This is a genomic window from Variovorax sp. Varisp36 (assembly GCF_047304235.1).
GTDB lineage: Bacteria > Pseudomonadota > Gammaproteobacteria > Burkholderiales > Burkholderiaceae_C > Variovorax.
Map to the genome: position 1 here is coordinate 17,683 of NZ_JBGLYU010000041.1, position 20,876 is coordinate 38,558.

Annotated in this window: 15 protein-coding genes; 7 read left to right on the plus strand and 8 right to left on the minus strand. The window is 68.3% G+C overall.

Going from position 1 to position 20,876, the window contains the following annotated elements:
- Positions 1 to 53: 53 nt before the first annotated feature.
- The 3 genes from ACCD11_RS21465 to cphA (ACCD11_RS21475) form a co-directional block, all read right to left on the minus strand.
- Entirely contained in the window at positions 54 to 464 is a 411-nt protein-coding gene (locus ACCD11_RS21465) for a hypothetical protein (protein WP_413315389.1), read from the minus strand.
- 157 nt (positions 465 to 621) lie between these two features.
- Entirely contained in the window at positions 622 to 3,189 is a 2,568-nt protein-coding gene (cphA, locus tag ACCD11_RS21470) for a cyanophycin synthetase (RefSeq protein WP_007831759.1), read from the minus strand.
- Complete coding sequence (gene cphA / locus ACCD11_RS21475) at positions 3,186 to 5,438, minus strand: cyanophycin synthetase (RefSeq protein WP_237726067.1); 2,253 nt, start codon at positions 5,436 to 5,438, stop codon at positions 3,186 to 3,188. The genes cphA (ACCD11_RS21470) and cphA (ACCD11_RS21475) overlap by 4 nt, the downstream gene beginning before the upstream one ends.
- A 139-nt stretch (positions 5,439 to 5,577) precedes the next feature.
- Between cphA (ACCD11_RS21475) and ACCD11_RS21480 the strand changes: the two genes are divergently transcribed.
- Positions 5,578 to 7,893 (plus strand): ABC transporter ATP-binding protein, encoded by a 2,316-nt coding sequence (locus ACCD11_RS21480; RefSeq protein ID WP_413315390.1) that lies wholly within the window; start codon positions 5,578 to 5,580, stop codon positions 7,891 to 7,893.
- Complete coding sequence (locus ACCD11_RS21485; protein WP_413315391.1) at positions 7,890 to 8,369, plus strand: DUF1854 domain-containing protein; 480 nt, start codon at positions 7,890 to 7,892, stop codon at positions 8,367 to 8,369. Before ACCD11_RS21480 ends, ACCD11_RS21485 begins: the two co-directional genes overlap by 4 nt.
- Positions 8,370 to 8,372: 3 nt before the next feature.
- Here the strand turns inward: ACCD11_RS21485 and ACCD11_RS21490 are convergent, their stop codons facing one another.
- From ACCD11_RS21490 to ACCD11_RS21500, 3 genes are all read right to left on the minus strand, one after another.
- On the minus strand, positions 8,373 to 9,044 hold the full coding sequence (locus ACCD11_RS21490) for a hypothetical protein (RefSeq protein ID WP_237726066.1): 672 nt from the start codon (positions 9,042 to 9,044) through the stop codon (positions 8,373 to 8,375).
- A 113-nt stretch (positions 9,045 to 9,157) separates the two neighbouring features.
- A complete protein-coding gene (locus ACCD11_RS21495) occupies positions 9,158 to 10,690 on the minus strand; it encodes an alkaline phosphatase (protein ID WP_413315409.1) in 1,533 nt (510 codons plus the stop codon).
- Between the two features lie 32 nt (positions 10,691 to 10,722).
- Positions 10,723 to 12,216 carry an alkaline phosphatase gene (locus ACCD11_RS21500; protein WP_413315392.1) on the minus strand — a complete coding sequence of 498 codons (1,494 nt, stop codon included), beginning with the start codon at positions 12,214 to 12,216 and terminating at the stop codon, positions 10,723 to 10,725.
- A 233-nt stretch (positions 12,217 to 12,449) separates the two neighbouring features.
- Between ACCD11_RS21500 and queC the strand changes: the two genes are divergently transcribed.
- Entirely contained in the window at positions 12,450 to 13,154 is a 705-nt protein-coding gene (gene queC / locus ACCD11_RS21505) for a 7-cyano-7-deazaguanine synthase QueC (protein ID WP_413315410.1), read from the plus strand.
- Here queC and ACCD11_RS21510 read toward each other — a convergent pair.
- Positions 13,136 to 14,926 (minus strand): ABC transporter ATP-binding protein/permease, encoded by a 1,791-nt coding sequence (locus ACCD11_RS21510; protein ID WP_413315393.1) that lies wholly within the window; start codon positions 14,924 to 14,926, stop codon positions 13,136 to 13,138. The genes queC and ACCD11_RS21510 overlap by 19 nt on opposite strands.
- A gap of 108 nt (positions 14,927 to 15,034) precedes the next feature.
- The gene (locus tag ACCD11_RS21515; protein WP_413315394.1) at positions 15,035 to 15,595 is read right to left on the minus strand and encodes a phosphonate degradation HD-domain oxygenase; all 561 of its coding nucleotides are present in this window, start codon (positions 15,593 to 15,595) and stop codon (positions 15,035 to 15,037) included.
- Between the two features lie 187 nt (positions 15,596 to 15,782).
- On the opposite strand from ACCD11_RS21515, the gene ACCD11_RS21520 reads away from it, so the two are divergent.
- The 4 genes from ACCD11_RS21520 (at position 15,783) to ACCD11_RS21535 (ending at position 20,867) form a co-directional block, all read left to right on the plus strand.
- Complete coding sequence (locus ACCD11_RS21520; RefSeq protein ID WP_007831737.1) at positions 15,783 to 16,817, plus strand: putative 2-aminoethylphosphonate ABC transporter substrate-binding protein; 1,035 nt, start codon at positions 15,783 to 15,785, stop codon at positions 16,815 to 16,817.
- 118 nt (positions 16,818 to 16,935) lie between these two features.
- Entirely contained in the window at positions 16,936 to 18,018 is a 1,083-nt protein-coding gene (locus ACCD11_RS21525) for an ABC transporter ATP-binding protein (RefSeq protein WP_413315395.1), read from the plus strand.
- 3 nt (positions 18,019 to 18,021) lie between these two features.
- On the plus strand, positions 18,022 to 19,737 hold the full coding sequence (locus ACCD11_RS21530; RefSeq protein ID WP_413315396.1) for a putative 2-aminoethylphosphonate ABC transporter permease subunit: 1,716 nt from the start codon (positions 18,022 to 18,024) through the stop codon (positions 19,735 to 19,737).
- On the plus strand, positions 19,737 to 20,867 hold the full coding sequence (locus tag ACCD11_RS21535) for a TIGR03364 family FAD-dependent oxidoreductase (protein WP_413315397.1): 1,131 nt from the start codon (positions 19,737 to 19,739) through the stop codon (positions 20,865 to 20,867). Before ACCD11_RS21530 ends, ACCD11_RS21535 begins: the two co-directional genes overlap by 1 nt.
- Positions 20,868 to 20,876 lie beyond the last annotated feature (9 nt).

The window sequence follows — 20,876 nt, forward strand, 5'->3', positions numbered from 1 at the left end:
GCGAGCTTGAAAACCTGGGAAATATTGGAAGCGCCCGAGGAGGGCGGGTTCCTTCAGCGTGCCGGCATGGTCTGTGGCGCCAGCGGCGTCACGGTTTCGCGGATCACGCCGCCGCCCATCACGCTGCCGTCGGTGGTGGTGCGTGCGCCGCCCTCGATGCGGGCTTCGCAGTCGGGCCGCTCGGCGGCCGGCAGTTCGCCGCAGCGGGCGAGGGCGTTGACCTGCTCCCGGGCCGGGCTCGGACTGGTGAGGCCGCCGCGGCTCGCTTCCTGGCGGGCCGCGCCGGCTTCGCGCAGGCAGGCGGCGCGGTCCTGCTGTACACCGTCGCAGGTGGCGCGTTCCTTCTGCATGCGGGCGTCAGACCCCGGCGCCTGCGCGCCGGCGGTCTGTGCGCCGAAGGCCATGAAGCCGCTGGCGGCGAGGCATGCCGCTGCGGACAGGATGGAACGAACTGTTGTTGTCATGCGGGCTCCTTGGTGAAAGCACGCCCTCCCTGTAATGAGGTGCGTGACAGGAGCCTTAGTCTGGCGTGGCCGGGGGCTGCGGGTCTGTGGGACAGCCGCGCCCGCCGACCGGGCCGGACGCGCCCCTGCATGTGGGACGTGTCCGGCAAGCGGGGCTTCAGCCCGCTGCGATGCGCTGTGCCAGGTGAGCGAGCGCTTCCTCGACCTGGTCCACGAGGATCAGGGACAGGTCGCCCGGCTGCAGGCGGGCCAGCGCGGCGTCGATCGCGACGAACTCGCCGCGGATCTCGTCGATCTGGCGGGTGCGGGCCGCACCCTGCAGGCCCTGGCGCAGCAGTGCCATCACTTCGCCGTCGGCGCGGCCGCGCTGTGCAGCATCCTGATAAAGGATCACGTCGTCGAAGGCTTCGCCGAGGATGGCCGTCTGGTCGCGGATGTCCGAGTCGCGCCGGTCGCCCGCGCCGCTGATCACCACCGAGCGCTTCTTCGCCGGCATCGTGTCCACCGCCGACACCAGTGCGCGCATGGCGTCGGTGTTGTGGCCGTAGTCGGCGATCACGGTGGCGCCGCGGTAGTCCATGACGTTGAAGCGCCCCGGCACGCCGGCCGCGTCGTTCATGAAGCTCGCGAGGCCGCTGCGGATGGTGTCCCAGTCGAGGCCCACGGCCCAGGCCGCGGCCACGGCGGCCATCACGTTGTCGACCTGGAAGCCGATGGTGCCGCCGCGCGTGATGGGCACGTCGCGCAGCGCAATGCGCTCGCGCCACGAGCCTTCGGCCGCGACCAGCGTGTCCTGGTCGACGTACACGGTGCGCTTGCCCTGCGCGCGGTGCGTGGCCATCACCGGGTGCATGCGGTCGGCGGTGAAGAAGATCACGTGGCCGGGGCAGCCGGCCGCCATGGCGGCGACGTTCACGTCGGCCGCGTTGAGCACCGCGTAGCCGTCGGCGGCCACATTGCGCACGATCACGCGCTTCAACACCGCGAGGTCTTCGACGGTGGTGATGTAGTTCAGGCCCAGATGGTCGCCGCTGCCGATGTTGGTGACCACTGCCACCTGGCAGCGGTCGAAGCCGAGGCCTTCGCGCAGCACGCCGCCGCGCGCCACTTCGAACACGGCCGCGTCGACATCGGGGTGCATCAGCACGTTGCGCGCGCTCTTCGGGCCGCTGCAGTCGCCACTGTCGGTCTGGCGGCCGTCGACGTACACGCCGTCGGTGTTGGTCATGCCGGTGCGCAGGCCGCTCGATGCGAGCAGGTGGTTGATGAGGCGCGCCGTGGTGGTCTTGCCGTTGGTGCCGGTGACGGCGACCACGGGAATGCGGCCGTCGTCGCCGTGGGCGTACAGGGTGTCCATCACCGCTTCGCCGACCGCGCGGCCGCGGCCGAACGAGGGCGAGATGTGCATGCGCAGGCCGGGCGCGGCATTCACCTCGACCACGCCGCCGTGCTGTTCCTCGAGCGGGCGCAGCACGTTCTCGCAGACCATGTCGACGCCGCAGATGTGCAGGCCGACCATCTGCGCCGCATCGACGGCGCGCGCCGCGACTTCGGGGTGCACCGTGTCGGTCACGTCGGTGGCGGTGCCGCCGGTCGACAGGTTCGCGTTGTTGCGCAGCACCACGCGCTGGCCGCGCGCGGGCACGCTGTCGGGCGTGAGGCCCTGGGCCTCGAGCCGGCCGATGGCGATGTCGTCGAGGCGAATCTTCGTGAGCGAAGTGGCGTGGCCCTCGCCGCGGCGCGGGTCGAGGTTCACGGTGTCGACCAGCTGGCGCACCGTGGCGCTGCCGTCGCCGATCACCTGTGGCGGATCGCGCCGCGCGGCGGCCACGAGGCGGTCGCCCACCACCAGCAGGCGGAAGTCGAAGCCGGGCAGGAATTTCTCGACCATCACCTCGCCGTAGACGGCGGCCGAGTCGTAGGCCGCGAACAGTTCTTCGCGCGAGTTGATGTTGACGGTGACGCCCTTGCCCTGGTTGCCGTCCTGCGGCTTCACCACGACCGGCAGGCCGATCTCGTTGGCAGCAGCCCAGCCGTCTTCGGCGCTGGCCACGGGGCGGCCCAGCGGCACCGGCACGCCGGCGGCGTTGAGCAGCTGCTTGGTCAGTTCCTTGTCCTGCGCGATCGATTCGGCCACGCCGCTGGTGCTGTCGACTTCAGCGGCTTGAATGCGGCGCTGCTTGGAGCCCCAGCCGAACTGCACCAGGCTGCCGCTGGTCAGCCGGCGATACGGAATGCCGCGCGCCACGGCGGCATCGACGATGGAGCCGGTGCTCGGGCCCAGGCGCTCGGATTCGTCGAGGTCGCGCAGCTCGGTGATGGCGGCGTTGGCGTCGAAGGCAGTGTCGGCCAGGGCGGCCTCGATCAGCTGCTCGGCCAACTCGATCGCACGGCGGCCGACGGCTTCTTCGCTGTACTGGAACACGACCTGGTAGACGCCTTCTTCCACGGTGGGCGAGGTGTGGCCGAAGTTGACGGCGCAGCCGGCCTGCGCCTGCAGCGCCACGGCGGCGTTCTCAAGCACATGGGCCAGCGCCAGCGGTTGACCCAGCACCATCGGGTGCAGTTCGCCGATGGTCGGGAAGCGCGCGCGCAGGCGGGCTTCGAAGCCGGCCAGCTTGCTGATGGCGTTCTCGTCGCCTTGGCAGGCAACCACCGCTTCGATGGCAGTGTGGCGGCTCCAGAGATTGGGGCCGCGAAGGGCTCGGATGCGGGTGACTCTCATGCGAATTGCTGTTGGGGGTGTTGCGACGAGAGCGGCTGGGTCTGCGACAGCTGCAGCGAGGCGAGCGCCGCCTGCAGGTCGGCCTCGAAGGCCTCCACGCCGGCGCCGATCAGGTTCAGCGGAATGCCCATTGCCCAGGCGGCGGCCACGGCGGCCAGCAGGCTTTCGAGGCTCACGCCGGCATGGGTGGCGCGCCACACGGTCAGCCGGCCGAGGCCGGGCAGGAACGATTCGCTGTTGCCGTTGGCCAGCACCACACGGTCCTGCCGCACCAGCACGGCCTTGCCGCCGGCGCGCTGATGCGCCGTGAGTTCGGCGGCCTGCGGGTCGGCCGAATAGAGGATGACGGCGCCGTCGCACAGCGGCGCGAGGCCGGCCACGCGCGGGTCGCCCGCATTCAGCACGGCCGTGCCTTCGGACAGCACCACGTCGACCTGCGTGCGCAGCACCTTCACCATCTGGTCGCTCTCGGTGATGTCGTAGTCGGCCAGGGCTTCGAAGCCGTCGAGATCGGTGACGATGCCGACTTCGCAGCGGTCGTAGGGGAGACCGTCGCGCAGGATGGTTTCGGCGCCGTTCTCGATCACCACGGCCTGCACGGCGCGGTTCACGAGCAGGCGGTGGCCGGCGTCCCAGTTTGCGCTGTCGCGCGCATCGACGCGGCGGCGTTCGAGGAACAGGCCGTCGCGGCAGGCGAGGCCGGTCTGGCGCCCGCCCAGGCCGATCAGCCAGGCCACGAGGCGCGCCAGCACGGCGGTGTCGCGCGAGCCGGCCACGCCGACCACGGGAATGCGCCCGGGCGCGTCGTTGGGGAACAGGTGGTCGCAGATGGCGCGGCCCACCGGGCGCGGCGAACCGACGGCCGGCTTCAGGTGCATCAGCAGGCCGGGTCCGGCATTGACTTCGACGATCGCACCGCGTTGCGGGCCCAGCGGCTTGGAAATGTCCTGCGCCACGAGATCGATGCCCGCGATGTCAAGGCCCACCACGCGCGCGGCGAGCACGGCGGCGTGCGCGACTTCGGGGTGGACCTGGTCGGTGCAGTCGTTGGCCATGTTGCCGTTGCGCTGGATCGTGACCACGCGGCCGGCGGCCGGCACGGCGTTGGCGTCCAGCTCCTGGCGCTTGAGTTCGAGCTGCAGCTTGGCGTCGCTGTCGATCACGATCACGTCGAGCGGAAACTCTTCCTCGGCGCCGCGGCGCGGGTCGCTGTTGAGCTGCTTGTCGATCAGGTCGCGCACGCTGCTCTGGCCGTCGCCGGTCACGGTGATGATCTCGCCGCGCGCGGCCGCCACCACTTCGCCGCCCACCACCAGCAGACGGTGCTCGTGGCCGCGGATGAAGCGTTCGACCATCACGTCGCTGCCCTCGGGCTCGGCGACCGCAAAGGCGGCCATGACTTCTTCACGCGTTGTCAGTTCGAGCGACACGCCGCGGCCGTGGTTGGCGTCGGAAGGTTTCACGGCCACCGGCAGGCCGATGTCCTCGGCGGCTTCCCAGGCTTCTTCGGCGTTGGCGACCACCTGGCCTTCGGGCACCGGCACGCCGCAGCTCGCGAGCAGGGACTTGGTCAGCTCCTTGTCGCTGGCGATCGATTCGCCGATGGCGCTGGTGTAGTCGGTCTCGGCGGTCCAGATGCGCTGCTGGTTGGCGCCGTAGCCCAGCTGCACGAGGTTGCCGCTGTTCAGGCGCATGTGCGGAATGCCGCGGTCGGTGGCGGCGGCCACGATGGCCGCGGTGCTCGGACCGAGGTAGCAGTCTTCCACCTTGGCCTTGACCGCGTCGACGGCCTTCTGTACGTCGGCGGCGCTGAACGGGTCGTTGTTGATGGCCGCCATCAGCAGGCGGTGGCCCTCGGCCAGCGCCACGCGGGCGACCTGCTCGTCACGGGCGCGGAACACCATGCGGTAGACGCCGTGCTCGGAGGTGCTGCGGGTCTGGCCGAAACCGGTCGGCATGCCGGCGAGGTTCAGCAGTTCGATGACCACGTGCTCCAGCACGTGGCCGGACCACGTGCCCTCGGTCAGGCGCTGGATGAAGCCGCCGCGCTCGCCGACGCCGCAGTGGTGCTCGATGAGCGCCGGCAGCAGGCCGGTCAGGCGGTCGGTGAAGCCGTCGATCTTGTTGGAGGGGAAGTCTTCCAGCTGGCCCAGGTCGAGCCAGACTTCGAGTACCGGACGGTAGGTCCAGAGGTTCGGACCGCGCAAATAGTTGATGCGCAGCAGGCGGATGTCGTCGAAACGGGTCATGCAAACGTTCGAAGTGCTTTGGCCGAGCACCACGGCGCCTTCAGGCGCGCCCATGGCAATCGGTCAGAATCGGCGCCCGACCAAGGGCGCCATGACGCGGTCCATGCGGCCCGCGACGGGCAAGAGTCAGAGAAACACAATGCAACATCACGATCCAGTCGGCACCCGGGAGGGCGAAACAGAGGCGGCTTCAGACGCGCTGAAAAACCGGCTCGCAGTCGCGGAAAACGTTCTGGTAATACTGTCGGTTGACCTCGACGACCAACTTCGCTTCGCTTGCGGCCTAGTCGCGCTGACTGACCAGAGGCTGATCGCGCTCGAACCGGGCGGCGAATGGCGTGAGTGGCCGCTAACCGATGCAGCCCTGGAACTGCGCCTGTCCGACCACTCGGGGGTGGGAACCCTCGATTTGACGGGGCCTTCGGGCCGTTTGGCCCGCTGGCGCTACACCCTGGCCGGACAGGTCGCGGCGCTGCGCCTGCTCAAGTTGTTCGGCCAGCGAACGGTCGGTGTCGCCAAGGAGACAGCGGGGGCCGTCGAGGTTGCCGACGGCGAAGAGGGCACCCCCGACGCCGAACTCCAGACCCCGCCATCGACCTGGGTGCTGCTGCGCCTGGGCCGTTTCGCCGGCCCGTACCGCAAGCAGCTGATCCTGGGATTCGTACTCACCCTGATCTCCACCGCCGCCACGCTGGTGCCGCCGTACCTGACCATCCCGCTGATGGACGACATCCTGATCCCGTTCCAGAACGGGCAGAAGATCGACACCATGCGCGTGGGCCTGTACCTCGGCGGCCTGCTGATCGCGGCGCTGGTCGGCTGGGCGCTGGGCTGGGCGCGCACCTACCTGCTGGCGCTGGTGTCCGAGCGCATCGGCGCCGACCTGCGCACCACCACCTACGAGCACCTGCTGACCCTGCCGCTCGACTATTTCGGCGGCAAGCGCACCGGCGACCTGATGGCGCGCATCGGCTCCGAAACCGACCGCATCAACGTCTTCCTGTCGCTGCACGCGCTCGATTTCGCCAACGACGTGCTGATGATCGTCATGACGGCGGCCATCCTGATCTCCATCAATCCGCTGCTGGCCGTGGTCACGCTGGTGCCGCTGCCCTTCATCGCCTGGATGATCCACGTCGTGCGCGACCGCCTGCGCACTGGCTTCGAGAAGATCGACCGCGTCTGGTCCGAGGTGACCAACGTGCTGGCCGACACCATTCCCGGCATCCGCGTGGTCAAGGCCTTCGCGCAGGAGCGCCGCGAGGCCGAGCGCTTCCGCGTCGCCAACACCTACAACCTGCAGGTCAACGACAAGCTCAACCGCACGTGGTCGCTGTTCACGCCGACCGTGTCGCTGCTCACCGAAATCGGCCTGCTCGTGGTGTGGGCCTTCGGCATCTGGCAGGTGGCGCGCGGCAGCATCACGGTGGGTGTTCTCACGGCCTTCATCGCCTACATCGGCCGCTTCTACACGCGGCTCGACTCGATGAGCCGCATCGTCTCGGTCACGCAGAAGGCCGCCGCGGGCGCCAAGCGCATCTTCGACATCCTCGACCACGTGAGCAATGTGCCCGAACCGGCAAAGCCGGTTCCTGTCGGCCTTCCGGCCAAGCCGGGGGAGGTACCGCGCGTGCAGGGCCGCATCGAGATGAGCGGGCTGGGCTTTCGCTATGGCTCGCGCGCCGTGATCCACGACCTCGACCTGACCATCGAGCCCGGCGAGATGATCGGCCTCGTGGGCCACAGCGGCTCAGGCAAGAGCACGCTGGTCAACCTCATCTGCCGCTTCTACGACGTGACCGACGGCGCCATCAAGGTCGACGGCACCGACATCCGCCGCTTCGCCGTGGCCGACTACCGGCGCCACGTAGGGCTGGTGCTGCAGGAACCCTTCCTGTTCTTTGGCACCATCGCGCAGAACATCGCCTACGGCAAGCCCGACGCCACGCGCGAAGAGGTGGTTGCCGCGGCCCGCGCGGCCCATGCGCACGACTTCATCCTGCGGCTGACGCACGGCTACGACTCGCTCGTGGGCGAGCGCGGGCAGGGCCTGTCGGGCGGCGAGCGCCAGCGCATCAGCATTGCGCGCGCGCTGCTGATCGATCCGCGCATCCTGATCCTCGACGAGGCCACCTCGGCCGTGGACACCGAGACCGAGAAGGAAATCCAGAAGGCCTTGGACAACCTCGTGCAGGGCCGCACCACCATCGCCATCGCGCACCGGCTGTCGACATTGCGCAAGGCCGACCGGCTGGTGGTCATGGACCGCGGCGAAGTGGTCGAGGTCGGGCCGCACGATACCTTGATGGCGAAGCAGGGCGCCTACTGGCGGCTCTACCAGGCGCAACTGCGCCAGGGCGACGACGATGCGAGCGAAGGCGCCGCCAATGAGCGCGCCAGTGCGCAAGCCCCCCTGGCCATCAGCCACGCAGCACATCCGGCGGGCGACGCATGACCGAACTCAATACCCCATCTTTCGAACTCGAACGCGACGCCTTCGGCCGCCTCGTGCTGACCGACGCGCAGGGCGAGCGCCATGTGGGCGTCACGCCCGTGCGGGCCTTTCCGCTGAGCGCGCCGGGCCATGGCGTGTCGCTGGTCGGCAGCGAAGGCCGCGAGCTGGTCTGGATCGACAGCGTCGACCAACTGCCGGAGCAGGCCAGGGTGCTGCTCGCAGAAGAACTCGCGGTACGCGATTTCGCGCCCACGCTGCTGCGCCTGCACGGCGTGTCGAGCTTCGGCGTGCCCAGCACCTGGACCATCAGCACCGACCGCGGCGACACCAGCTTCGTGCTCAAGGCCGAGGAAGACATCCGCCGGCTCGAAGGCGGCGCGCTGCTCATTGCGAGCGCGCACGGCGTGCAGTTCCGCATTCCCGACGTGAAGACGCTCGACCGCGCGTCGCGCAAGCTGCTCGAGCGTTTTCTCTAGCGCTCAGTCCAGCAAGTCGGAATACTCGCCGCGCTCGTAGGCGTCGGCGGTCTTCCACGGCAGTGTCTTCGGCGCCGCGATGGCCGAGGCGGTCATCACGTTGAGCGAGGTGCCGTGCGCATTGCGTTGCTCGATCTTGCGCGCATAGCGGCCGACCGTGTCCCACTCGATGCGCAGCGTGCTCTCGCCCTGCTGCACTTCGTAGCGCTGCACGCCCCTGCCAGCCGCGCCGAGCGGCTTCATGCGCGGCAGGCTCGCCGGATCGACCAGCCAGTAGGCATTCGCCCACGAGCCGCCATAGCCGACGTTGCCGTAGTCGGCGGCGTCGACCTCGATCACCTTGCGCTGCTCGCGCAGCACCATGCCCACCTGCACCTTGCCGGCCGCATCGCGGCGCAGCCACAGCGGCGCGGCCGTGTTGTCGGCGTGCGAGTGGCCGATGTGCACCTTGCCTTCGCGGGCCTCGTGGTCATGGTCGGCGCGCAGCACGGGCGGCAGCTCGCGCTCGACCCACACGGTGCCGGCGCGGCGGAACATCAGGTCGGCATAGCGGCTGTCGCGCTGCACGCCGTCCTTGCCAATCGACATCACGTGGTGCTGGATGCGCAGGTTCTGGTCGGGCGCCTCGGCATCGCCGGCGGCGCTGGCCGCCAGCGGAAGGCTCAGAGCGGCCATCAGCACCATGCCAGGGATACCGCGGAACCGGCTTCGCCGGGCCGCAGGTATCGCCCTCTGCAAGAGGGTTGCCGAAGCGACACGAAGTGCGCGAAGGCTGGGGGTGTGCTTGATCACAGTCCGGCCGCTTCCTTGACCTTGTTGAACACCTTGATGTTCTCCATGGTGCCCTTGAAGCTCTTCGAGCCCGCGCCGCCGGCGAACAGCATCACGTCGCCGCCGCCGTGCGTTTCCGCGCCGGGCGTGCCGAGGTTGATGCCGACTTCCTGCAGGAAGTTGTCGTCCGTGGTGTCCATCGCGGTCTGGTCGTCGCGATCCGTGTCGCGTTTGGGTGCGATCCACGGCCTGTTGCCGTCCTCGGGGTTGGTCTGGCTGGCGAGCGTTGCATTGGGGCGGCCGCCGTTGCCGAACACCAGCGTGGTGTAGGGCTTGCCATCGGCCGCCTTCAAGGGCTTGCCGTCGGCGTAGCCGTTGACGAGGCCGAGGATCGGGTTGCCGATTTTCGGGTAGCCGTTGAAGGCGATCGCATGGTCATGGTCAGCCGTGACCACTACCAGCGTGTTCTGCAGGCCCGGGTCCTTCTTGTTCATGTAGTCGAGCGCGGTCTGGATGGCCGCGTCGAAGGCCAGCGTGTCTTCCAGCGCGCGCTTGGCATTGGTGCCGTGCAGCGCGTGGTCGATGCGCCCGCCTTCGACCATCAGGAAGAAGCCCTTGTCGTTCTTGCTGAGCACGCCGAGCGCTTTCTCGGTCATGTCGGACAGGCTCGGCTGGTCGAGGCTCTGCTTGACGCGGTCCAGCTCGTAGGCCATTTCGCTCTGCGAGAACAGGCCCAGCAGCTTGCCCGTGGCGGCCGTGTCGACGGCCTTGAGCTTGGTGCCGGTGTCGACGTAGGTGTAGCCCTTGGCCGTCATCGCGGCCACCAGGTCCACGTTGTCGGTGCGCTTGCTTTGCGCATTGGTCGACTTCGGCAGGTAGTTGCGCTGGCCGCCGCCGAGCAGCACGTCGACGCCGTCGAGCAGCTTGGGGTTGTAGTTCGGGTGGCCCGGAACGCTCTGCTCTGCGATGGTGTTGTAGCCGTTGCGGTTGCAGATGTGCGCGTAGGTGGTGGCCGGCGTGGCATGGCCGACGCGCGTGGTCGACACGGCGCCGACCGCGCGGCCCTTGGCCTTGGCGAGCTCGAGCAGCGTGTCGGCCGCCTTGCCGTTGGTCGACGGGCAGGTGGTGTCTTCGCCGTTGATGTATTGCTTGCCGGTGCTGTCGACGGCGGTGGTGTCACTCGACATCGAGATCACCTCGTTGCGCATCTTCACACCGGTCATGTAGGCCGCCATCGAGGGCGCGCTGTCGGTGGTCTGACCGTCGAGCGAGAAGGTCTTCACGCGCGCCGCGTAGGGCAGCGACTGCATGACGAGGTTGGCGCGCTCGGGGCTCACGAGCGAACCGGGCTTGGCGGCCAGTTGCTTCTCGCCCTTGTAGATGCGCGCGGCGGTCACGGTGACGGGGCCCATGCCGTCGCCGAGGAAGAAGATGACGTTCTTGGCTTCGCCGGCGGCGTGGGCGCTGCCGGCCAGGGTGCCGGCGGCGGCGCAGACGAGGGCGGCGGCCAGGCGGGTGTTGCGGGTGATGCGGTTCATGGTCGTGTGCATGGTTGTGTTCATCGGTGCGTGCGGGGTGCCCCTCACAGGCCGACCGCCTTCTTGATCAGGCCGAACACGTCGGTGTTGGTGATGACGCCGGAGAAGTTGTCGGCGCCCAGGCCCTGAGCGCCGAGGAACACGTCGGCGCCGCCATGGGTTTCGGAGTCGCTGGCCGCATCCATCGGCACGACGGCTTCCTGCTTGTAGTCCTTGCTTTCCAGTTCGGCGTCGCTGATCGGGCCGCGCGTGGCGAGACGGCGCGGGCCATTGCCGAAGCCGATGATGGTGTAGGGGTTGCCGCCCACGTCCTTGCTGGTCTTGCTGGTGTCTACATAGTCCTTCACCAGGCCGAGCACGCCCGGCTTGCCGGCCTCGGTCTTGCCGGTGCGCGCGGCATAGCCGTTGAGCTGCAGCGTGTGGTCGTGGTCGGCCGTGACCACCACCAGCGTGTTCTTCAGGCCCGGATCGATCGCCTGCATCTTGTCGAGCGCGAGCTTGATGGCGTCGTCGAAGGCGCCGGTGTCCTGCAGCGCACGGCGCGCGTTGGTGGCGTGCAGCGCGTGGTCGATGCGGCCGCCCTCGACCATCAGGAAGAAGCCCTTCTTGCGCGCCGCCAGTGCATCGATGGCCTTGCCGGTCATCTCTGCCAGGCTCGGTTCCTTGGTGGCGTCACGGTCCAGGTCGTAGGCCATGTGGCTCTTGGTGAACAGGCCGGCGATCTTGGTGGCGCCGTCTGCAGGCAGCTTGTCGAACTCGCTCTTGCTGCCGGCATAGCTGTACTTGGCAGCCTTCAGCTCGGCGATCAGGTTGCGCTTGTCGTTGCGCTTGCCGCCGTCTTCCTTGGCGGTGAAGTAGTCGGTGCCTCCGCCGAAGAACACGTCGACGCCGTCACCGAGCTTGCCGTTGTAGCCCGCGCCGCCCGGCACCAGCGCCGCGGCGATGGTGTTCTCGGCGTCGCGGTGGCACACATGCGAGTAGGTGGCGGCGGGCGTGGCGTGCGTGATGCGGGTGGTGGTCACCACGCCGGTCGCATAGCCCTTGGCCTTGCTCTGCTCGAGCAGCGTCTCGACGGCCTGGCCGTTGCCCGGGGGGCAGGTGCTGTCGAAGCTGACGTGGTAGGCCTTGCCCGAGGCGTCGGTGGCCTTGGTCTCGGGGCTCATCGAGATGACTTCGTTGTTCATCTTGACGCCGGTCATGTAGGCCGACATCGAGGGGGCGCTGTCGGTCACCTGGGCGTCGTTCGAATAGGTGTGGACGAAGGCCGTCTCGGGCAGCGTGTCCATCGTCAGGTCGCCGTCCTCGCCGACCTTGTAGATGCGCGCGGCGGTCATCGTGGTGATGCCCATGCCGTCGCCCAGGAAGAACAGCACGTTCTTCTGGGGTTGCGCGGCGGGCGGTTGCGCGGCCGGCGGCGCAGTGGTCGGCGGCGGGATCAGCGGCAGCAAGGAAAAGCCGTTGCTGTTGCCGCTGCCACCGCAGGCGGTCAGCAGCAGCGAGAAACCCAGCAGTGCTGGGGCAATGAAGCGTTGGGTCATGCGACTCCCTTCGATGGTTGTTCGACCGGTGCGCATGACGCGCACCGTTTCTGGGAGTGAAATCTAAAGACGTCAGATGACTCGGCGGTGACGATGCACATCCGCCGAGAAAGTTCAGCCCATTTCAAAAAAGAAAGGCGGCGGAATTCGCCGGCGTGTCATGCCCGGCTGCCAGCGGGCGCGGCCTGCGAAAATCGCGTCTTTGGACTACAGCGGCCTCGCCGTTGACGGATATGCCCCTGCACACCACCGCCCTCGTTCTGTTCTCCGGCGGCCAGGACTCGGCCACCTGCCTCGCCGATGCGCTCTCGAAGTACCAGCGCGTCGAAACCCTGGGCTTCGACTACGGGCAGCGCCACCGCGTCGAGCTCGACGTGCGCGGCACCGTCCTCGCGAAGATGCGCGAGCGTTTCCCCGGCTGGGCGCCCCGCCTCGGCGAAGACCACGTACTCACGCTCGCGGCGCTGGCGCAGCTCGGCGGCTCCTCGCTGACCGAAGAGGTCGCCTTCGCCATGCAGGCCGACGGCCTGCCCAACACCTTCGTGCCCGGGCGCAACCTGCTGTTCCTCACGCTGGCCGGCGCGCTGGCGTACCGGCGCGGGCTGCAGGTGATCGTCACCGGCGTCTGCGAGACCGACTTCTCGGGGTACCCCGACTGCCGCGACGACACCATGAAGGCGATGCAGCTCGCGCTCTCGCTCGGGCTGGAGCGCCGCCTCGTCATCGAGACGCCGCTCATGTGGATCGACAAGGCCGAGACCTGGGCCATGGCCCACCGCCTGGGCGGCGAGCCGCTGGTGGAGCTGATCGTGGAAGAGACGCACACCTGCTACCTGGGCGATCGCGTGCACCGCCAGGCCTGGGGCTACGGGTGTGGCGAATGCCCCGCCTGCGAGCTGCGCAAGAAGGGCTGGGAGCGCTACGCCGCGGCGGGTTGAGCCGCCGAGATGTTCAGCCGGTAGCGCGCGCCGCCCGCCGTTGCTTCTTCCTGCGGCACCAGCGTCCAGCGCTGGTTGTGGAAGTCTCCGACGGCTGCGCGGTGCGCGATCGACACCATCGCGCCGCCCGCTGCATGGACCATGTCCGACAACCGCTTGTAGAGCACACCCTCGGCCTGCGCATCGAGTGCGCTGGTGACCTCGTCGGCGAAGAGCCATGCCGGTTTCTTCAGCAGCACGCGTGCGATGGCCAGGCGCTGCTGCTCGCCGCCGGAGAGTTTCTGGCTCCATGAATCGCTGTCGTCCAGGCGGCTGGCCAGGTCGGGAAGGAGGGCGTCGGTCAGGGCCTTGCGAAGCTGCTCGTCGGTGAAATCGGCGGCGGGGTTCGGGTAGGTCAGCGCGTCGCGCAGCTTGCCGTCGGGCACGTAGGGGCGCTGCGGCATGAACACCGCGCCGTCTGGCATCTTCACGTGCCCGCTCGCGAACGGCCAGATGCCGGCGAAGGAGCGGAACAAGGTCGACTTGCCGCTGCCCGAGGAGCCCTGCAGCAGCACGCTGTCGCCGGGCTTCACGGCCAGCGCGGCGCCGCTCAGCAGCGAAGTGCCGTTTGGCAGCGCCACAGAGAGGTCGTCGCTGCGCAAATCGGCCGCCTCCCCGCGTTGCAGCGGCATGGCCTGCGCCGCGTGGGCGCGCATCGCGTCGTCGAAGCTGGTCAGGCGGTCGGTGGTGGCACGCCAGACCGCGACCTTGTCGTAGTTGTCGACGAACCAGCTCAGCGAGTCCTGCACCTTGCCGAATGCAGACGAAATCTGCATCAGCTGGCCCAACTGGATCGCGCCGCTGAAGAAGCGGGGCGCGGCCACCACGAACGGGAAGATCACCGCAGCCTGCCCGAAGAACGAGGTGAAGGTGATCAGGTTCTTCTGCTGCTTGATGAGCAGCAGGTAGTTGCGCAGCACGCTGCCAAAGCGCATGTCGAGCTGGCCGTGCTCGACCTTCTCGCCCCTGTCCAGCGCGATCGCCTCGCTGTATTCGCGCACCCGCACCAGGTGATGCCGGAAGTCGGCCTCGAAGCGCTGCTGGCGGAAGTTGGTGCCGATCAGCGGGCGGCCGATGAAATGCGTGATGACGGTCCCGACCACGCAGTACGCGATCGCCAGCCACACCATGGCGCCCACGATCTGGTAGGTGGTGCCGCCCATCGAGAATTCGACGCTGCCCGACAGCCCCCAGAGGATGCCGACGAAGCTCACCAGCGTGACCACCGCATTCAGCAGGCCCATCGACAGCGTCATCGTGTAGTCGGTGAAAAGCTGCATGTCTTCCTGGATACGCTGGTCGGGGTTGTCCGGCGTCTGGCCGTCCTTGTTCGCGTAGCGCGCGAGTTCGAGGTGATAGAAGGTGCGGTTGGCCATCCAGCGCGTCATGTAGTCGCGCGTCATCCAGCTGCGCCAGCGCAGCTGCAGCAATTGCGTCACATAGAACTTGAGCACCTGCAGCGCGATGTTGAAAAAGGCCAGCACGACGAACACGCGGATCTCGCGCCAGAAGACCGCCGCATCCTTGTTCTGCAGCCCGTCGTAGAAGCGCCCGTACCACTGGTTGAAGAGCACCAGCGCGTAGACGTAGGCCAGGTTGAGCGCGACGATCGCCGCGAACATGGTCCTCGCGCGCCATTTCTCCTCGGACCTGAAATAAGGCGCCGCAAGCGCAAAGACGCGCCTCAGAACCTGGGTGAACGTGGCGGCTCGCGCCGTGACGGATGAAGACATGCAGGTTTCCTCGCAGGCGCAGGTGCGCCGGACATCATGAGGAAACCATAGTAGACAAATGTTTCTTAAATGGACCTGAAACCCGGCCGCCGGGCAAAAAAAGTACCTTCAGCGCAGAAGGACCCGCGCAGCCGTCGAAAGGAAATACGCCAGCGGCGGTGTCTTCAACCCCTCGACCTTCGCCTCTTCGTCCCAAAGCCTCAGCCGCACCGCATCGTCGGCCCAGCGATGCTCGGCAAAACGGGCCGCCGCTGCCGCATCCATCACGCCGCCCTGCAGTGCAAGGCTGCGCACGGAATCCGGCGAGAGCTTCGAGAAATAGTCCGGCCGCATCGCGCACAGATAGCGCTTGGCATCCACGTGCAGCCGTATCGGCTCGCGCACTTCCACGTCGAAGGCGCCGCGCAGCAGCGGCAGCGCGATGTATTGATGGCGATCGTCGATGCCCAGCTCGGTGGGCGATTGCGCGAGCGTCTGGTGCTCGGCGATCAGCAGGTGTCCAAGGTCGTGCAGCAGTGCGGCCGTGACCAGCGCGTCGCTCGCACCCGCCTGCTCGGCGAGCCATGCGCACTGCAGCGCGTGTTCGAGCTGCGAGACCGGCTCGCCCGCGTAGGCTACCCCGCCGCGTTCGGCGAACAGGCGTGCGATCTCGGCGAGGTCGAGTGTCATGGAGTTGAAACGAAGCAAACGCCAAGCGCGTGCGGCAGCCTGTGAAGCGTCGTCCCGCGCCATGACATCCGTGTGACGCATCTGACAAACCCCTGTCACACGGCACTGCGAGCATCGCCGCGTCCACGGCCGAGCCGTGCGTACTTTCGTCCGCGTACTTTCACTCCTTCCCGAGGGATCTCCCATCATGTCGTTCCGCTTCATCCGCCGCGTTGCCGTGCCCGCCGCGTTGTTCTCGCTGGCCTTCGCAGCCTCCGCGCAAGGCCGCACCGAGCTGCTGGTCTACACCGCGCTCGAAGCCGACCAGGTGCAGGCCTACAAGGCCGCGTTCGAAAAGGAAAACCCGGCCGTCGAACTGAAATTCGTGCGCGACTCCACCGGCATCGTCACCGCCAAGCTGCTGGCCGAAAAGGCCAACCCGCAGGCCGACGTGGTGTGGGGCCTGGCCGCCACTTCGCTGATGCTGCTCGACAAGGAAGGCATGCTCCAGCCCTATGCGCCCAAGGGCCTGGACGCCGTGAAGGCCACCATGCGCGATCCGGCCAACCCGCCCAAGTGGGTCGGCATGGACGTGTGGTCGTCGGCCATCTGCTTCAACACCGCCGAAGCCACGAAGAAGAACCTGCCCAAGCCCACCAGCTGGGCGGATCTCACCAACCCGGTCTACAAGGGCCAGATCACCATGCCCAACCCCGCGGCATCGGGCACCGGCTACCTCATGGTGTCGGGCTGGATCCAGATGATGGGCGAGGAAAAAGCGTGGAAGTACATGGACGCGCTGCACCAGAACATCGGTATCTACAGCCAGTCGGGCAGCAAGCCCTGCCGCCAGGCCGGCGCCGGCGAATTCGCGCTCGGCATGTCCTTCGAATACCGCGCCAACAAGACCAAGCGCGACGGCGCCCCCATCGACATCGTGCTGCCCAAGGAGGGCCTCGGCTGGGACATGGAAGCCACCGGCATCATCAAGACCAGCAAGAAGCAGGACGCCGCCAAGGCGCTGGCCGACTGGGCCGTCACCAAGCAGGCCAACGAGCTCTACGCGAAGAACTTCGCCGTGCTCGCGCTGCCGGGCATCCAGGAGAAGCTCGAATTCGTGCCGGGCGACGTCGAGAAGCTGCTCGCCAAGAACGACTTCACCTGGGCCGCCGCGAACCGCGACCGCATCCTCACCGAATGGTCCAAGCGCTACGAATCGAAATCCGAAAAGAAGCCGATGTGATGAGCTCGCCCCCAGTCTTCGCGCACTTCGTGTCGCTTCGCCAACCCCCTGCCGGGGGCAACACCTGCGGCCCGGCGAAGCCGGTTCCGAGGTGTTCCTTGACTGACGGGCTTCGACCATGACCAGCTTTCTTTCTCTCCGCGGCATCGGCAAGTCCTTTGGCGCCACCCGCGTGCTCGACGGCATCGACCTGGACATCGAGCCCGGCGAATTCGTGTGCCTGCTCGGTCCCTCGGGTTGCGGCAAGACCACGCTGCTGCGCATCGTGTGCGGCATCGAGCGCGCCGACAGCGGGCAGATCCTGCTCGGCGGCCAGGACATCGCGGGCCTGCCGCCGGCGGCGCGCGGCTTCGGCGTGGTGTTCCAGTCGTATGCGCTGTTCCCCAACCTCACGGCGGCGCAGAACATCGCCTACGGCCTGCATCCCACCGGCGCACTGGCGCGCGAGATGGCCAAGCGCTCGCGCGAGATGCTCGACCTCGTCGGCCTCACGGCGCACGCCGACAAATACCCGGTGCAGCTCTCGGGCGGCCAGCAGCAGCGCATCGCACTGGCGCGTGCCCTCGCGCCGAACCCGCGCCTGCTGCTGCTCGACGAGCCGCTCTCCGCGCTCGACGCGCAGGTGCGCGCGAGCCTTCGCAGCGAGATCCGCTCGCTGCAAAAGCGCCTGGGCATCGTCACCATCATGGTCACGCACGACCAGGAAGAAGCCCTCTCGATGGCCGACCGCGTGGTGCTGATGCACAACGGCCGCATCGAGCAGGCCGGCACGCCCGACGAGCTGTACCGCCAGCCGCGCACCCGTTTCGCGGCGGGCTTCGTCGGCCGCATGAACATGCTGCCCGCGACCGTGCTGGCCGAGGGCAAGGTGCGCGTGCGCGACAGCGAACTGTTCTGCACGCCGAGCAACCTCGGCACCCTGAGCGTGGGTTCGCAGGCCACCGTGGGCATCCGCCCCGAGCACGTGGTGGTCAAGCGCTTCGGCACCGAACTGGGCGCCAACAGTTTCGCGGCGCGCCTGCTCGACACGGAGTTCTTCGGCAACCGCACCTCGGCGCGCCTGGCCTGCGAGCCACTGGGCATCGAGATCGAGGCCGAGCTGCCGGCCGACGCGCGCTACGGCGGCGAGGAGCCGCTGGTGCCCAGCAGCATGGTGCACATCCAACTGCCCCTGAATGCGCTGTCCATCCTGGCGCACTGAGCCATGAGCAGTTCTCCCGATGCCATCGCCGTGCGGCCGATGGTGCTGCCGCGTGGCAGCGCGTTCGACCGCGAGCGCTGGCTGACCGGTGCGGCCGTCGCGTTGCTCGTGCTGCTGCTGGCCGTGATCGTCGCGCTGCCCGTCGGCGCGCTCGTGGGCCAGAGCTTTTTCGACCGCGCGGGCGCGTTCGTCGGCCCGGCGAATTTCGCGCGCTACCTCGACAGCCCGGCGCTCGTGCAATCGGCCTTCAACAGCCTGTGGCTCGCGGCGATCAGCGCGGTGGTCTGCACGGCGATCGCCTATGTGTACGCCTATGCGCTGACGCTCTCCTGCATGCCGGCCAAGGGCGCGCTGCGCGCGGTGGCGCTCATTCCGCTGCTCGCGCCCTCGCTGCTGCCGGCCATCAGCCTGGTCTACCTGTTCGGCAACCAGGGCCTCTTCAAGGGGCTGATGGGCGAGGCCTCGATCTACGGGCCGCTGGGCATCGTGCTCGGCTCGGTGTTCTGGACGCTGCCGCATGCGCTCCTGATCCTCACGACCGCCATGGCCACGTCCGATGGTCGGCTCTATGAAGCGGCGCAGACGCTCGGTGCCTCGCGCTGGCGCATCTTCCGCACCGTGACGCTGCCGGCCTCGCGCTACGGCCTCATCGTGGCCACGATGGTGGTGTTCGTGCTGGTCATCACCGACTTCGGCGTGCCCAAGGTGGTCGGCGGCCAGACCGGCGTGCTCGCGACCGACATCTACAAGCAGGTGGTCGGGCAGCAGAACTTCCAGATGGGCGCGGTGGTGGGGCTCGTGCTGCTGATTCCGGCGGTGCTCTCCTTTCTCGTCGAGCGGCGCGTGCGCAGCAGGCAGGCGGCGGCGCTTTCGGCGCGCGCCACGCCCTACCAGCCGGAGCCCGTGAAGACGCGCGACCGCGCGCTGCTCGTGTTCTGCGCCCTCACGGCCTGCGCCATCCTCGTGATGATCGGCATGGCGGTGTTCGCATCGCTCGCCACCTACTGGCCGTACAAGCTCGCACCATCGCTGAAGAACTACGACTTCAGCAACATGGACGGCGGCGGATGGGGCAGTTACTTCAACTCGCTGCGCCTCGCAATGTGCGCGGCGGTGGCGGGCGCGCTCGTCACTTTTATCTCTGCCTACCTGGTGGAGAAGCCGCGCCATTTCGGCCTCTTGCGCGAGCTGCTCAACCTGCTGGCGAACCTGCCGCTCGCCGTGCCCGGGCTCGTGCTAGGCGTGGGGTACATCTTCTTCTTCAACTCGCCGTCGAATCCGCTGAACGGCCTGTACGGCGGCATGGCGATCCTCGTCATCTGCACGGTGGCGCACTTCTTCTCGGTGGCGCACCTCACCTCGCTCACCGCGCTGCGCCAGCTCGACCGCGAGTACGAGCTGGTGTCCGAGTCGATGGGCGTGCCGTTCTGGCGCACGCTCTGGCGCGTGCACCTGCCGGTGGCGCTGCCGACCGTGCTCAACGTGGGCGGCTACTTCTTCGTCAATGCGATGACCACCGTGTCGGCCGTCGTGTTCCTCTACTCGCCGCAGACCACGTTGGCCGCCATCGCCGTGCTCAACATGGACGACGCCGGCGACGTGGCCCCCGCCGCTGCCATGGCCTCGCTGATCATGCTCACGGCTGCCGTCGGCCGCGGCGTGTTCGCACTGGCCGGGCACTGGGCGCTCGCGCGCACCCAAACCTGGAGAAACCGGTAATGCCCGGCACCCCCCAAGACAATTTCGACCTCATCGTCGTCGGCGCCGGCATCGTCGGCCTGGCCCACGCCTACACCGCCGCGCAGCGCGGGCTCAAGGTCTGCGTGGTCGAGCGCGATGCGGCCGCCATCGGCGCATCGATCCGCAACTTCGGCTTCATCACCATCACCGGCCAGGCGCCGGGCGACACCTGGCGCCGCGCGATGCATGCGCGCGAGGTCTGGCAGGCCGTCGCGCCGAAAGCCGGCATCGACATCGTGCACCGCAACCTCTGGCTCGCGGCCTACCGGCCCGAGGCGCACTCGGTGCTCGAGGCCTTCATGCGCACGCCGATGGGCGAGGCCTGCGAGCTGCTCGACGCGGCCGACGCGCAGGCCAAGGCGCCCGCACTGAGCCTGGCCGACGCGCGCTCGGTGCTGTTCAGCCCGCACGAACTGCGCGTCGAGTCGCGCACCGCCATCGGCCTGCTCGCGAAATGGCTGGCCGAGGCGCATGGCGTCGTGTTCCGCTTCGGCGAGACCGTGCACGAGGTGGAAACGCCGCGCGTTCGCACCTCGCGCGGCGTTCTTCGCGGCGAGCGCGTGGTGGTCTGCACCAACACCGAGCTGCACGGCCTCTTCGCCGACCGCATCGCCGCGCACGCGCTCACGCTGTGCCGCCTGCAGATGCTGCGCGTGAAGCCCGAGGCGGGCTTTCGCCTACCGGGCTCGGTGATGATGGACCTGAGCCTCGTGCGCTACGAGGGCTACAGCACGCTGCCCGAAGCCGCCGCACTGCGCGCGCGGCTGCAGCAGGAAGAGGCTGCGTCGCTCGAACACGGCATCCATCTCATCGTGGTGCAGAGCGCCGACGGCTCGCTCGTGGTCGGCGACTCGCACCACTACGGCGATGCGCCCGAACCCTTCGCGATGGAAGAGGTCGACCAGCTCATCCTGCGCCACCTGCGCAGCACGCTCAACCTCGAAACCGCGCAGATCACCGAGCGCTGGACCGGCGTCTACCCCTCGTCCAGGACCACGCCCTGCGTGATCGACGCGCCCGACGACGCCACCCGCGTGGTGCTGGTCACCAGCGGCAGCGGCGCGAGCACCGGCTTCGGTATCGCGCATGACGTCTTCGACGCATGGTGACGCGCGCGC

Bases quoted from the DNA above. Each gene is read 5' to 3' on its own strand.
- ACCD11_RS21485 (WP_413315391.1), top strand. From the start codon at position 7,890: ATGACCGAACTCAATACCCCATCTTTCGAACTCGAACGCGACGCCTTC.
- queC (WP_413315410.1), top strand. From the start codon at position 12,450: ATGCCCCTGCACACCACCGCCCTCGTTCTGTTCTCCGGCGGCCAGGAC.
- ACCD11_RS21515 (WP_413315394.1), bottom strand. From the start codon at position 15,595: ATGACACTCGACCTCGCCGAGATCGCACGCCTGTTCGCCGAACGCGGC.
- ACCD11_RS21535 (WP_413315397.1), top strand. From the start codon at position 19,737: ATGCCCGGCACCCCCCAAGACAATTTCGACCTCATCGTCGTCGGCGCC.
- ACCD11_RS21520 (WP_007831737.1), top strand. From the start codon at position 15,783: ATGTCGTTCCGCTTCATCCGCCGCGTTGCCGTGCCCGCCGCGTTGTTC.
- ACCD11_RS21490 (WP_237726066.1), bottom strand. From the start codon at position 9,044: ATGGCCGCTCTGAGCCTTCCGCTGGCGGCCAGCGCCGCCGGCGATGCC.
- ACCD11_RS21525 (WP_413315395.1), top strand. From the start codon at position 16,936: ATGACCAGCTTTCTTTCTCTCCGCGGCATCGGCAAGTCCTTTGGCGCC.
- ACCD11_RS21500 (WP_413315392.1), bottom strand. From the start codon at position 12,216: ATGACCCAACGCTTCATTGCCCCAGCACTGCTGGGTTTCTCGCTGCTG.
- ACCD11_RS21530 (WP_413315396.1), top strand. From the start codon at position 18,022: ATGAGCAGTTCTCCCGATGCCATCGCCGTGCGGCCGATGGTGCTGCCG.
- ACCD11_RS21495 (WP_413315409.1), bottom strand. From the start codon at position 10,690: ATGCACACGACCATGAACCGCATCACCCGCAACACCCGCCTGGCCGCC.
- cphA (WP_007831759.1), bottom strand. From the start codon at position 3,189: ATGAGAGTCACCCGCATCCGAGCCCTTCGCGGCCCCAATCTCTGGAGC.
- ACCD11_RS21480 (WP_413315390.1), top strand. From the start codon at position 5,578: ATGCAACATCACGATCCAGTCGGCACCCGGGAGGGCGAAACAGAGGCG.
- ACCD11_RS21465 (WP_413315389.1), bottom strand. From the start codon at position 464: ATGACAACAACAGTTCGTTCCATCCTGTCCGCAGCGGCATGCCTCGCC.
- ACCD11_RS21510 (WP_413315393.1), bottom strand. From the start codon at position 14,926: ATGTCTTCATCCGTCACGGCGCGAGCCGCCACGTTCACCCAGGTTCTG.
- cphA (WP_237726067.1), bottom strand. From the start codon at position 5,438: ATGACCCGTTTCGACGACATCCGCCTGCTGCGCATCAACTATTTGCGC.